We start from the raw sequence: 12,965 nt of genomic DNA, 5'->3' as shown, positions 1-12,965 counted from the left end.
CCGCTGGTAACACGATGCCAATCACGAGCCCGCGGACCCCGGCTGTGTCAGGCTGTGAGGATGACCGACGATCCCGCCGACGCCCCGCGCCCGCCACATGGCCCGCGCGATCCCGGCGACGCCTGGGTCGTCGCGCCGTCGGGGGAGCGGTACTGGGGGCGCTTCGGTGCCGCGGGTCTGCTGGCCGTCGACCCGGAGCGCGGCGTGCTGCTGCAGCACCGGGTGTCGTGGAGCCACTTCGGCGACACCTGGGGTCTTCCCGGCGGTGCGCGTCACGCGGGGGAGTCCGCGCGCGAGGGAGCGCTGCGCGAGTCGGCCGAAGAGGCCGGCGTTCCCGCGGATGCCGTCGCGCCGCGGTTCCTGTCGGTGCTCGATGTCGGCGTGTGGACCTACGGCACCCTCGTGGCCGACGTCACGACGCCCTTCCACCCGGTCATCAGCGATCCCGAGAGTCGCGAGCTCGCGTGGGTTCCCCTCGACGAGGTCGAGTCGTTCCCGCTGCATCCCGGGTTCGCGGCATCCTGGCCGCGGCTGCGCAGCCTGCTCTCGGTGCGTCCGACCGTCATCGTGGACGTCGCGAACGTGGTCGGTTCGGTCCCCGACGGCTGGTGGCGCGACCGCGCCGGAGCCGCCGATCGGCTGCTCGCCCGGGTGGCCGCGCTGGCCGAGCGGGGGACGGATGCCGCGGGCCTGGAGCTTCCCGAGGACATCTGGTTCCCGCGCGTGGTGGCGGTCGTCGAAGGGCAGGCCCGCGACGTCGCCGCCCCCGCCGGGGTCGAGCTCACTCGCGCCCCGGCCTCCGGCGACGATGCGATCGTCCAGGCGACCACCGCCGCCCTGGCCGCGGGGGAGCGGGTCAGCGTCGTGACGTCGGACCGCGAGCTGCGCGCTCGCGTCGAGGCGGTGGGGGCCCGGGCGGTCTCGACGTCGTGGCTCCGCGACCGCCTGTGACCGGCCCCGCCGCTCGGCGCTGGGGTGCGGCCGCGCTGGCTGTCGCGGTCGTCACGGCGGGACTCGTCGTCCACGGCATCCTGCCCGACACCGCGGCGACCGACATCGCCGGTGACGCGCTGTATGCCGTGATGATCTACGTCCTCGTCGTCGCTGTCGCACCCCGTGCCGCAACCGTCGTCGTCGCGGCGGTCGCCGGTGTCTGGTGCATCGCGGTCGAGCTGCTGCAGCTGAGCGATCTGCCCGCGCGGGCGGCCGCCGTCTTCCCGCCGGCGGTCCTGGTGCTCGGAACGGTGTTCGACGCGCGCGACCTGCTCGTGTACGTCGTGACGATCGTCATCGCCGGGGTGCTGGATGCTGTGTGGCGCCGCCGGCGAGCACCGTCGTCGCCCCCGCGATGATCAGGTCGAGCGCCGCGGTGAAGCCGTCGTCGTCGCCGTCGGCGATGCGCTCGGGTGAGGCGGCGACGCCGCCGGAGGCCGCGCCCCACGCGTCGGCGCTGCGGCGCTGCTGCTGGTGGAAGGTGAAGCCGACGACGAAATGCGTGATGGCGTCGCCGATCGTGTCGGCGAGAGCGGCCGGCTCACCGCGCTCGAGCGCGACGGCGCGGAGCCGTGCGTGCGCGGGCGGCTCGACGAGCCCGAGCGCGAGCGAGCTGGAGACGACCTCGGCGCCGTCGCGGTAGGCGAGCAGGCTGTCGTGCAGACGCACGGCGACGTCTCGCGCGGCGACGTCGAGGGTCGCGCCGTCGGCGTGATCTGCGCTCACCGGACCGAGGATGCGTGCGCTCACGGCCGCGAGCAGCTGCTGCTTGTTCTCGACGTGCCAGTACAGCGCGCTCGGCTGCACGCCGAGATGATCGGCGAGACGCCGCATCGACAGGTCGGGCAGCCCGACGCGGTCGAGCAGGTCGAGAGCGGCGTCGACGACGTCGTCCCGCGAGCGTCGCGTCGCTCGGCCCCCTCGGTTTGAGTCGTCGGCGATCATGGGGCTACTCTACCTGAACACCGTTCACGTGAACGGTGTTCAGGAGGAATCATGACCCCGTCGATCCCTGCGTCGCGTGCCGCGCTCGATGCGACCGACCTCGCCCGTGCCGCCGTGTTCGCGGCGCTGATCGCCGTGCTCGGGCTGCCCGGGTCGTTCCCGCTGTTCGGGGGTGTGCCGATCACGGCGCAGACCCTCGGCGTGATGCTCGCGGGTGCCGTGCTCGGGCCTGTCGTCGGGGCGGCCTCGGTCGGCACGTTCCTCGCTCTCGTCGCCGTCGGACTGCCGCTCCTCGCGGGCGGCCGCGGCGGGATCGCGGTCTTCGCCGGTCCGACGGCGGGCTACCTCGTCGGCTGGCTCGTCGGCGCCGCGGTGGTCGGGCTCATCGTCCACGCCGGCGGCCGGCGTCCCGTGTGGTGGCGCACCGCGGCCGGGCTCCTCGTGGGCGGTGTGCTGGTCGTGTACGCGTGCGGCATCCCGGTCCAGAGCCTCGTGCTGCGTCTGCCGGTCGAGCAGGCTGCGCTGGCGAACCTCGCCTTCGTGCCGGGCGACATCGTCAAGGTCGTCGTCGCGACGCTCGTGGTCGGAGCCCTCGTGCGCGGCTACCCCCGCGCCTTCCGGCGCACGTGGGCGCCGCGTGGCAGTGCCCGGGTCGAGACCGATGCGCCGAGCGTGAGCTCCGCCTCGGCATGACGGGTAGCATCCGGCTCGAGGCCGCGTCCGTACGACTCGGCGATGTGCAGGTGCTGGAGCCCCTCACGCTCGACCTCGACGCTCGCACGATCGCGGTGGTCGGCGACAACGGATCGGGCAAGTCGACGTTCGCGCGGCTCATCGGCGGCCTCGTGCGACCGACGTCGGGAGAGGTTCGGGTGCTCGGCTGCGACCCGGTGCGGGATGCTGTCGAGCTGCGGCGCCGTGTCGCGATCGTCTTCAGCAACCCGGACGCGCAGATCGTCATGCCCACGGTCGCCGAGGACGTCGCCTTCTCGCTTCGCGGCGATCGTGCCTCCCGCGCCGACCGTGCGGCGCGGGTCGACCGGGCGCTCGCACGGTTCGGCCTCACCGGCCTTCGCGGCCACCCCGCGCACGAGCTGTCGGGCGGGCAGAAGCAGCTGCTCGCGCTGTGCGGAGCGTTCGTGCGCGAGCCCGAGCTCGTCGTCGCGGATGAGCCGACCGCGTTCCTCGACGGGCGGAACGCCGCCCTCATCGCGGGGCATCTCTTCGACGACGCCGGCCACCGGCTGCTGCTCGTGACCCACGACCTCGACCTCGCGCGACGGTGCGAAATCGGCGTGCACGTCGCAGCGGGACGTGTCGTCGCCGTGGGAGACGCGGCCTCGGTCGTCGACGCGTACGCGAGGACGTGGCGATGACGTCGACCGGCCCGGCCGCGACGCGATGCTGACGCTCTACCGGCCGAGCGCGCGCGGCTGGCACCGGCTCCCGACGGGGCCGAAGACCGTGCTCATCCTCGGCCTGGTGATGACGGTGTCGTTGCTTCCCGCAGCGCCGGCGACCGCGATGGCCGCCGCGGGCCTGTGCCTGGCCTGCTACGCCGTTCCCGGAACAGGCTGGCGCGAGCTGGTCCGACAGATCTGGGCGTTGCGCTGGCTCGCGATCGTCGCGCTCGCCGGTCAGCTCATCTTCCTCGGGATCGAGCCGGCCGTCATCGGGACCGTGCGCATCCTGGCCGCGATCCTGCTCGCCGCGCTGCTGGCGCTGACGACCCCCGTCGCCGCGCTGCTCGACCTCTTCGAGCGTGCCCTCGGTCCCACTCGGGCGATCGGCGCCGACCCCGAGCGCATCTCCCTCCTCCTCGTCGTCGCGCTCGGATCCGTTCCGCACCTCGCCCGGATCGCCCGCGACGTGAGCGAGGCGCACCGTGCCCGGGGCGCGAGAGGCGGCATCCGCTCCTCCGCGCTGGCGTTCATCGTGCTCGCGCTGAAGCACGCCGACGAGCTCGGCGACGCCCTCACCGCGCGGGGCGTGCGCTGAGGCTCGCCGTGATGACGCCGCCACGCCTCATCTCACCTCGACCCCTTCGAACCTCTCCCGCGGTAGGCGGTCGAGCCGCAGCGGCGGCGATTCCGGTTCGGGGCAGCGACTGCCCGTCGCGCGGAACCGCTGGATCGCCCACCGCCGCACACCGCGGTCGGCCAGCAGCTCGCCGAGATCACCGAGTCGGGTGTCGTCGATGAGGTCGGGGTGCACCGTCGTGCGGACCTCGACGTCGAGCGGATGCCGCGAGGCGGCGCGCTCGCGCTGGGCGGCGAGCACGAGGTCGAGCGAGCGCAGCGCAGCGCGTCCGCTCGGACCCCGGCCCGTCACCCGGGCGTAGTCGTCGGCTCCCGCTTTCACATCGAGGCCGATCCACGACAGCGCCGGCAGAACGGCATCGAGCATGTGCGGGTAGGCGCCGCCCGTGTGCAGCCCGACGTCGAACCCGAGCTCGCGGGTCCGTGCGACCGCGTCGGGGAGGGCCCGTTGCATCGTCGGCTCACCGCCCGAGAAGACCACCCCGTCGAGCAGACCGCGGCGCTCGCCGAGGAAGGCGGCGACCGCCTCCCACGGCATGCTGCCGCGCCCGCGCGGATCGATCAGATCGGGATTGTGGCAGTAGCGGCAGCCCCACGGGCATCCCTGGAGGAACACGGTCGCCACCAGGCGGCCGGGCCAATCGACCGTCGAGAACCGCGAGAGCCCTGCGATGCGCAGCTCGGCTGCGCTGCGGCCCGCAACGACGGGCACGTCACCCGACCAGCGCGGCGCGGTCGTACGAGAACGAAACCCGCTCGGCCGCCTCGCCGCGCTTGCCGATGTTGAACGACGAGACCGGGCGGAAGTAGCCCATCACCCGCGTCCACACCTCGCATTCGGCGAGGCACTGCGGACATGACGCGTGGTCGCCGGACAGGTACCCGTGCTGCGGGCAGATCGAGAACGTCGGCGTGATCGTGATGTACGGGATGCGGAACCGCTCGAGCGAACGGCGCACGAGAGCCTTGCACGCCTCGGCCGTCGGGGCGGCCTCGCCCATGTACAGGTGCAGCACGGTGCCGCCGGTGTACTTCTGCTGCAGGCCCTCCTGCAGCTCCATCGCGAGGAACGGATCGTCGGTGAAGGCCACCGGCAGCTGCGACGAGTTCGTGTAGTACGGGTTGTCCGCCGTGCCGGCGTGACGGATGCCCGCGAAACGCGCGATGTCGGCGCGGGCGAAGCGGTAGGTCGCCGACTCGGCCGGGGTTGCCTCGAGATTGTAGAGGTGCCCCGTCTGCTCCTGGAACTCCACCATGCGCGCGCGCACGTGGTCGAGCAGGTCTGCGGCGAACCGCATCCCCTCCTCGGTGGTGATGTCGTGCCCGTCGTCGGTGAAGTTGCGCACCGCCTCGTTGAGACCGTTGACCCCGATCGTGGAGAAGTGGTTCGCGAGGGTGCCGAGGTACCGCCTGCTGTAGGGGTAGAGGCCGGCGTCGAGGTGGCGCCCGATGACGGCGCGCTTGGCCTCGAGGCTGTCACGGGCGATCTCGAGCAGTCGGTCGAGCTGCGCGTACAGGCCGGCCCGGTCGCCGGCGTGCACGAACCCGAGCCGGGCGCAGTTGACGGTGACGACGCCGATGGAACCGGTCTGCTCGGCCGAGCCGAACAGACCGTTGCCGCGCTTGAGGAGTTCTGTGAGGTCGAGCTGCAGGCGGCAGCACATCGACCGGATCATTCCGGGGTCGAGGTCTGAGTTCACGAAGTTCTGGAAGTAGGGCAGGCCGTACTTCGCCGTCATCCCGAACAGCGCGTCGACCTCCGGCGCATCCCAGTCGAAGTCCTTCGTGATGTTGTACGTCGGGATGGGAAAGGTGAACGCCCGGCCGTCGGCGTCGCCCTCCGTCATGACCGACAGGAAGGCGCGGTTGATCATCGCCATCTCGGGCGCCAGATCGCCGTACGTGAAGTCGGCGAGGCGACCGGCCACGAGCGGGCGCTCGTCGGCGAGGTCGTCGGGGCAGGTCCAGTCGAAGGTGAGGTTGGTGAACGGGGTCTGGGTACCCCACCGCGACGGTACGTTGAGGTTGAACACGAGCTCCTGGACGCCCTGGCGCACGGCTGGTTCGTCGAGCCCGTCGAGCCGCACGAAGGGCGCGAGGTAGGTGTCGAACGAGCTGAACGCCTGGGCGCCCGCCCACTCGTTCTGGAGGGTGCCCAGGAAGTTGACGATCTGACCGAGGGCGCTCGAAAAGTGCTTCGGCGGAGCCGACGAGATCGCGCCGGGCACGCCGTTGAACCCCTGCTCGAGGAGCTGTCGCAGCGACCACCCGGCGCAGTAGCCGGCGAAGACATCGAGATCGTGGATGTGGATGTCGCCGTCGCGGTGCGCGGCGCCCGCCTCGGGCGCATAGACCTCGTCGAGCCAGTAGTTGGCGATGAGCTTGCCGGAGGCGTTGAGGATGAGCCCGCCCAGGCTGTAGCCCTGATTCGCGTTCGCGTTGACGCGCCAGTCGTGCTTCTGCAGATACTCGTCGACGGTCGTCCGGACGACGATGGAGCGCGTGGTCATGTGAGTCCCTTCACGAGATTCCCCAGATATGGGGGTCGGACCTCGATTCAGCCACTACATGATGTGCCGCGGGCGCGTGGCGCGCCGGAACAAATACGCGTCAGGGCCCGCGTCAACGGCGGAGGATGTCGCGAACATCGGACTCATCGTTCGCGTCGGTCCGACGTTTGCGACATCCTCCGAAGCTGGCGACTCGCCGCGGGGCGCGCGTCGTCAGCGGGCGAAGCGGAGCGTCACGATCTCGAACGGGCGCAGGGAGAGGGGGACGGCGTCGTCGACGAGGGCGGATGCCGTGGCCTCGCGCTCGAGCAGATCGGTCTGAACCACCGCGAGCGCGGCGAAACCGGGCCGTACGGCCGTGTCGACACGACGGCCGAGTGCCTCGTACAGCCGTACGACGACGTCGCCCGAGCCGTCCTCGGCGAGCTTGACCGCCTCGACGACGACCCCCGGATCCGCCGCCGTCACGATCGGCTCGATCACAGATGCGGTTCCCGTCACCACCCGCTCGGGCAGATTCAGCCGATAGCCCTCGACGACGGCATCCTCGACGTCCGCACCCACGACCATGCCGACCCGCAGCGCATACCTGCCCTGATCCTGCGTGGGATCGGGGAACAGTGCCGAGCGGATGAGCGACAGGCGGACGATCGAGATCGTGCCGCCGCCGGCCGAGCGCTCGGCCCGTGTGATGTCGTGTCCGTACGTGGAGTCGTTCACCACCGCGACACCGAAGCCGGGCTCACCCACGCGCACCCACCGCTGCGCGACGGTCTCGAAGCGGGCGGCATCCCACGACGTGTTCGTGTGGGTCTTCCGCTCGATGTGACCGAACTGCACCTCCGACGTCGCACTGTCGGTGTGCACGTCGACGGGGAACGCGAGCTTGAGCAGCTTCTGCGACTCGTGCCAGTCGAGCTCGAACCCGAGCGACACGGTCCGCGACCCGGCCTCGAGCCCGATGCGCTCGGCGACCCGCGACGAGCCGAACGACCGGGTGACGACGAGCTCGTCGCCGTCGACCTCGAGAGCGTCGAGGCCGACGAGGTCGGTCACGGTGTTCCGGTAGTGCACGTCGACGTCCCAGGCATCCCACTGGGTCGGGGTGTCTCGGTGCAGCTGCAGCAGGGCGGATGCCGCGCCCGGCGGCACGCTGTCGCGGCCGCTCGTCACATCCACCGCCGAGACGATCAGGCCACGATCGTCGACCACCACGCGCACGATGCCGTTGTCGAGCACCCAGCCCTCGGGCGAGCGTTCGGGGCGCACGCGAGATGCCGGTGCCGCAGGTGCGGCACCCAGGGCCGCGACCGCGCCGCGGGCATGCGGCGCCGCGTTGACCCGGAGCTCGTGCGTGGCTTCTCCCGGCTCGGGCGCGCCCGCCAGAGCCGTCAACGCGTCGCCGATGATCTCCTCGAGCTCGCGAGCGACGGCGGCGTAGTTGCGCTCGGCGTCCTGGTACACCCACGCGATCGACGAGCCCGGCAGGATGTCGTGGAACTGCTGCAGCAGAACCGTCTCCCATACGCGGGCGAGCCTGTCGGCGGGATACGGCGCGCCGGTGCGCACGGTCGCGGTCGTCGCCCACAGCTCGGCCTCGCGCAGCAGATGCTCGCTGCGGCGGTTGCCCTGCTTCGTGGCGAGCTGGCTCGTGTAGGTGCCGCGGTGGAACTCCAGGTACAGCTCGCCCACCCAGACCTCCGGCTCGGGGTACTCGGCCTCGGCGGTCTCGAAGAACCGCCGGGGCGTCGAGTGAACGACGCGGGGTGAGCCCTCGAGCGAGGTGGTGCGGGAGATCGCCGCCGTCATCTCGCGGGTGGGTCCGCCGCCGCCGTCGCCGAAGCCGTACGGGAGCAGCGAGACGGTGCCGCGTCCCTTGTCGGCGTAGTTGCGTTCGGCGTGTGCCAGCTCGGCCGCCGAGACGACCGAGTTGTACGAGTCGACCGGCGGGAAGTGGGTGAACAGCCGCGTGCCGTCGATGCCCTCCCACCGGAACGTGTGGTGCGGCATCCGGTTCGTCTCGTTCCACGAGGTCTTCTGCGTGAGGAACCAGCGCGCGCCCGCCGCTTTCGCGATCTGCGGGAGGGCGCCGCTGTAGCCGAACGAGTCGGGAAGCCACACCTCGGGGGTGTCGATGCCGAACTCGCGCTGGAAGAACCCCTTGCCGGCGATGAACTGCCGGGCCAGAGCCTCGGCGCCGGGCAGGTTCGTGTCGGATTCGACCCACATGCTGCCCACCGGCACGAACCGGCCCTCCGCGACGCGCGCGCGGATGCGCTCGAACAGGTCGGGGTAGAACTCCTTCACCCACGCGTACTGCTGCGCCGACGACGCGGCGAAGGCGAAGTCGGGGTCCTCGTCCATGAGCGAGAGGACGTTCGAGAACGTGCGCGCGACCTTTCGCACCGTCTCACGCACCGGCCACAGCCACGCCGAGTCGATGTGGGCGTGCCCCACGGCGTGCAGCGTATGCGCGCTCGCCGAGGCCGGAGCCGCGAGAACGGGAGCGAGCACGGCACGGCCCGCAGCCGCGGTGCTCGCGACGTCGTGCGGATCGACGACGTCGATCATCCGCTCCAAGGCGAGAAGGATGTCGGCACGGCGGGCCGACGCCGGGTCGAGCTGCGCCGCGAGTCCCCGAAGCGCCGAGGTGTCGGCCAGCAGAGCCGTGACCTCGAGGTCGCGCAGTCGCACGTCGACCGTTCGCAGCACGTAGACGGGGTCCTCTCCGGCCGTCGCCCGGTCGCCGACCGGCGTGGGCGCGAAGGTGAAGATGCTCCCGACGTCGGGGTTGGAGGCGCCCTCCACGAAGACGTCGATCGCTCCGCCCGGCGGGACCGCCTCGGCCGCCGCGTTGTTGAACGGCGCGATACCGCGCAGCGGCCGGCCGTCGACCGACCACACCATCGCCTCGCACTGGAAGCCCGCCTGTCCGGTCGTGAAGCCGAGGTCGACGACGAGCTCGGCCCGCGTCCCCGGGATCGGCTGGCCGTCGTCGAACCAGTCGGCCGGCGCGTCGCCCGTGACGCGGAACCAGGTCGTCCCCCACGGGCGTCCCCAAGGCTGGCCGACGTCGATCGGGCGGTACTCGCCCGCGCGTGCCTCCTCGAAGGCCACCGGTTCGCCCGGCGCGTCCCAGGCGGTGACCGAGAGCGGATGCGAGGCGCGGTGGATCGCCGGAGCGAGACGCTCGCGCATGAAGCGGTCGATGCGCAGCAGCGCGAGGGCGGAGCGGTCGTGCATGAGGGGCCTTTCGAGGGAGGAGCGGGTCAGCCCTTGACGGAGCCGGCGAGCGCGAACGCCCCGCCGGAGAAGCGCTGGACGAGGACGTACAGCACCACCATCGGTGCGGCGTAGAGCACCGAGTAGGCGGCGAGCTGGCCGTAGGCGATCGAGCCGTACTGCCCGAAGAAGTTGAAGATCGACACCGCGGCCGGGAACTTCGACGAGGTGAACAGCAGGACGAAGGGGACGAAGAAGTTTCCCCACGCGGTCGTGAAGACGAAGATGAACACGACGCCGATGCCCGAGCGCATGAGCGGGATGACGATGCGAGCGAGGGCCTGCATCGATCCGGCGCCGTCGACCCAGGCGGCCTCCTCGAGCGAGATCGGCACGGAGTCCATGAAGTTCTTCAGCATCCAGATCGCCATCGGCAGGGATGTCGCGGCCATGAAGACGATGACGCCCCAGACCGAGTCGAGGAGGCCGAACGAGACGAACAGCGCGTAGACGGGCACCATCATGGCGGTGATCGGCAGTCCGGTACCGAAGAGGATCGCGTACATGATGGTCTTCTGGAACCGCATCGCGTAGCGCGAGAGCGGGTAGGCCGCCAGCACGCCGACGACGACGGTGATGACGGCGGTTCCGAGCGAGACGAGGATGGAGTTCAGCAGGGGCTGGAACGTGAGCTCCCACGTCATCACCTGCGTGTAGTTCTCGAGCGTCCAGGTGTCGGGCACCTTCATCGTGACCTTCGCGTCGCCGTCGAACGAGGCGAACACGATCCACAGCAGCGGAACGAGGAAGAGCACGCCGATCGCGGCGAGGATGACCGACGACAGCACGGTCTGGGCCCGCTTCCGCGGCGCCGAGACGGAGGTGGCGATGGTGGCCATGTCAGTCGACCTCCGGTTTGAGGATGCGAATGTAGACGGCGGAGAAGACCGCGCCGATCAGGAGCGTCACGACCGCGATGGCGGTGCCGTAGCCCACCTGGGCGAACTTGAACGCCTCTTGGAACGCGAGTACCGGCAACGTCGACGACTGCGTTCCCGGGCCGCCCCCGGTCATGACCCAGATGAGCGTGAAGACGCCGAGGGTCTGCAGCGTCGTCAGCAGCAGGTTGGTCGAGATCGAGCGGCGGATGACGGGGAGGGTGACGCGGATGAACCGCTGCCAAGCTCCCGCGCCGTCGATCGTCGCCGCTTCGATCAGCTCCGGCGGCACCTCGGACAGCGCGGCGTTGTAGACCATCATCGAGAAGGCGGTGCCCCGCCAGATGTTCGCGAGGATCACCGCGAGCATCGGGAAGTAGTACAGCCAGCTCGTGCCCTCGAGGCCGAACCAGCCGAGGAACGTGTTGAGCGTGCCGTCGGTCTGGAAGAAGGCGTACAGGGCGAAGGCTGCGACGATCTCGGGCAGCACCCAGGCGAGCACCACGAGACCGCCGACGATCGAGCGCAGGGGCTTCACCGAGCTGCGGATGAGGACGGCGAGCAGCATCCCGAGGACGTTCTGGCCGATCACGGCGGACGCGAGCACGAACACGACCGTGAGCCCGAGAGAGAGCCAGAACTCTCCCGAGGCGAAGAGGGCCGTGTAGTTGTCGAGCCCGATGAACTGCGGGTTCGCGGCGCGCGGGCCGGTCATCGCGCGGTCGGTCAGCGAGCCGTACAGCGCATAGACGATCGGCCCGAGCATGAACGCCAGCAGCAGGAGCACCGCGGGCAGGAGGGGGAGCAGTCGTGCGGCGGCACGGCCGGCCGACCGGCCGGACCGGGAGGTGATGTCCCGGCCCGGACGGTGCCGCCCGCCGGTGGTGACGGTGGCGGTCGCGGTCATCGCTGGATCAGCCCGCCTGCGTGTTCTCCTCGCCGACGATGCCGACGAGAGCGGAGTCGTACGCGGCCTGCGCATCCTGCGGGGTCGCCTGACCGGTGAAGATCGACTCGGTCGCGCGTGGGATGTTCGCTGAGATCTGCGAGTAGTCGGGCGTCGCCGGCCGGAAGTGGGTGTACGGCACCAGCGACGAGAAGAATTCGAACGACGGGTTGTAGTCGAGGTACTCCTGACTGGCGGCGACATCCTTGCGCACCGCGATCTGCCCGGCCTCCTGGTGGTACATCAGCGCGTTCTCGAACGTCAGCGCCTGCGCGATGAAGTCGAACGCGGCCTGCGGGTTCTTCGCGTTGGACCCCATCGCGAGCGTCCAGCCCCCGGACATCGAGGTGAAGCCGTCACCGCCGCCGTCCTGCGTCGGCATCGCGGCGAAGCCCATCGTCTGCTCCCACTCCGGCCAGGCGTTCTCGCCGTCGATCCAGTTGCTCGGCAGCCACGAACCGTCGAGGGCGATCGCGATGCCGCCCTGGGGGAGGAGCTCGGTGCTGACCTTGGTTCCCCAGCCGGCGTCGAGCGCCTGAGCGGGGTCGGGACCGAGCTTCTCGTCGGCGACGGTCTGGTAGAACTCGAGTGCGTCGAGGAACCCGGCCGACCCCGTGACCCACTTGTTCGTGTCGGTGTCGAGCAGTTCGTCCTCCGTGCCGTAGAGCAGCATCTCGAAGCCCTGCATCGAGGTGGCCTCGCCCAGCGCCTGCGAGGCGTAGATGTTGAACGGGATGACGTCGGGGTTGCTCTCCTTGATGGTGCGAGCGGCCTCGAGCACGTCGTCCCAGCTCTCCGGCGCCCAGTCCTCGGGCAGGCCCGCGGCGGCGAAGAGCTGCTTGTTGAAGTAGAGCCCGCGGGTGTCGGTGCCGAGTGAGACGCCGTAGGTCTTGCCGTCGTCACCGAGGCCGGCCTGCTTGGCGCCGTCGTCGTACTGCTCCCACTGGTCCCAGTCGGCGAGGTAGTCGTCGATGGGCTGCAGGTACCCGGCGGCGGCATCCGACCGGATCTGGAAGGTGTCCTCGTAGATGACATCGGGGGCGGTCCCCGCCGACCCGTTCATCAGGGCGAGCTTGGTGAAGTACTGGTCCTGCTCGGCCTCGATCGGCACGAGCTCGACGGTCATCCCCTCGTTCGCGGCCTCGTACTCCTCTTTCGCCTTCTTCATCAGCTCGTCCATCGCCGTGAACGAGGTGGTCTTCTGGTAGGCGACCCGGATCGTGTCGGACGACGCCTCGCCGCCCCCGCCACCGCTGCCACAGCCCGTGAGAGCGAGTGAGAACGCGGCGATTCCGACGACTGCCGCGGTCGTGGTGGATCTCTTCATGGTCGAAGCTCCTTTGCTTTGACGAGGGCGCTGGTGCGCGCGCAC

At 70.6% G+C, this 12,965-nt stretch carries 12 protein-coding genes; 5 read left to right on the top strand and 7 right to left on the bottom strand.

The genetic code is table 11. The features are described from left to right. The first annotated feature begins 60 nt into the window (after positions 1-60). The gene (locus tag C3481_RS15685; protein WP_103843272.1) at positions 61-951 is read left to right on the top strand and encodes an NUDIX domain-containing protein; all 891 of its coding nucleotides are present in this window, start codon (positions 61-63) and stop codon (positions 949-951) included. Beyond that, entirely contained in the window at positions 948-1,352 is a 405-nt protein-coding gene (locus C3481_RS15680; RefSeq protein WP_103843270.1) for a DUF2809 domain-containing protein, read from the top strand. The genes C3481_RS15685 and C3481_RS15680 overlap by 4 nt, the downstream gene beginning before the upstream one ends. Here the strand turns inward: C3481_RS15680 and C3481_RS15675 are convergent. Continuing rightward, complete coding sequence (locus C3481_RS15675; protein WP_064955554.1) at positions 1,288-1,938, bottom strand: TetR family transcriptional regulator; 651 nt, start codon at positions 1,936-1,938, stop codon at positions 1,288-1,290. The genes C3481_RS15680 and C3481_RS15675 overlap by 65 nt on opposite strands. A gap of 51 nt (positions 1,939-1,989) precedes the next feature. Between C3481_RS15675 and C3481_RS15670 the strand changes: the two genes are divergently transcribed. The 3 genes from C3481_RS15670 to C3481_RS15660 are packed head-to-tail and all read left to right on the top strand — an operon-like array spanning position 1,990 to position 3,936. After that, positions 1,990-2,631, top strand: coding sequence for a biotin transporter BioY (locus C3481_RS15670; RefSeq protein WP_088380603.1), 642 nt, complete (start codon positions 1,990-1,992; stop codon positions 2,629-2,631). Then, on the top strand, positions 2,628-3,314 hold the full coding sequence (locus C3481_RS15665; RefSeq protein WP_103843268.1) for an energy-coupling factor ABC transporter ATP-binding protein: 687 nt from the start codon (positions 2,628-2,630) through the stop codon (positions 3,312-3,314). The genes C3481_RS15670 and C3481_RS15665 overlap by 4 nt, the downstream gene beginning before the upstream one ends. A 25-nt stretch (positions 3,315-3,339) precedes the next feature. Next, positions 3,340-3,936 (top strand): CbiQ family ECF transporter T component, encoded by a 597-nt coding sequence (locus C3481_RS15660; protein ID WP_103843266.1) that lies wholly within the window; start codon positions 3,340-3,342, stop codon positions 3,934-3,936. Between the two features lie 27 nt (positions 3,937-3,963). On the opposite strand, the gene C3481_RS15655 is transcribed toward C3481_RS15660, so the two are convergent. From C3481_RS15655 to C3481_RS15630, 6 genes are all read right to left on the bottom strand, one after another. Beyond that, complete coding sequence (locus C3481_RS15655) at positions 3,964-4,689, bottom strand: anaerobic ribonucleoside-triphosphate reductase activating protein (protein WP_103843264.1); 726 nt, start codon at positions 4,687-4,689, stop codon at positions 3,964-3,966. 1 nt (position 4,690) lies between these two features. Further along, a complete protein-coding gene (locus C3481_RS15650; protein WP_088380600.1) occupies positions 4,691-6,487 on the bottom strand; it encodes a ribonucleoside triphosphate reductase in 1,797 nt (598 codons plus the stop codon). A gap of 213 nt (positions 6,488-6,700) precedes the next feature. Beyond that, complete coding sequence (locus C3481_RS15645) at positions 6,701-9,730, bottom strand: glycoside hydrolase family 38 C-terminal domain-containing protein (RefSeq protein WP_103843262.1); 3,030 nt, start codon at positions 9,728-9,730, stop codon at positions 6,701-6,703. 26 nt (positions 9,731-9,756) lie between these two features. Next, positions 9,757-10,608, bottom strand: a complete 852-nt coding sequence (locus C3481_RS15640; RefSeq protein ID WP_103843260.1) for a carbohydrate ABC transporter permease — start codon at positions 10,606-10,608, stop codon at positions 9,757-9,759. A 1-nt stretch (position 10,609) separates the two neighbouring features. Next, on the bottom strand, positions 10,610-11,554 hold the full coding sequence (locus C3481_RS15635) for a carbohydrate ABC transporter permease (RefSeq protein ID WP_023955747.1): 945 nt from the start codon (positions 11,552-11,554) through the stop codon (positions 10,610-10,612). Between the two features lie 7 nt (positions 11,555-11,561). Further along, the gene (locus C3481_RS15630; protein ID WP_023955746.1) at positions 11,562-12,920 is read right to left on the bottom strand and encodes an extracellular solute-binding protein; all 1,359 of its coding nucleotides are present in this window, start codon (positions 12,918-12,920) and stop codon (positions 11,562-11,564) included. Positions 12,921-12,965: the final 45 nt, after the last annotated feature.

It is taken from the genome of Microbacterium sp. Ru50, assembly GCF_002920555.1.
Lineage (GTDB): Bacteria > Actinomycetota > Actinomycetes > Actinomycetales > Microbacteriaceae > Microbacterium > Microbacterium arborescens.
Note: the sequence above shows the minus strand (reverse complement) of the source record. Positions and strands in the feature narration are given on the sequence as shown.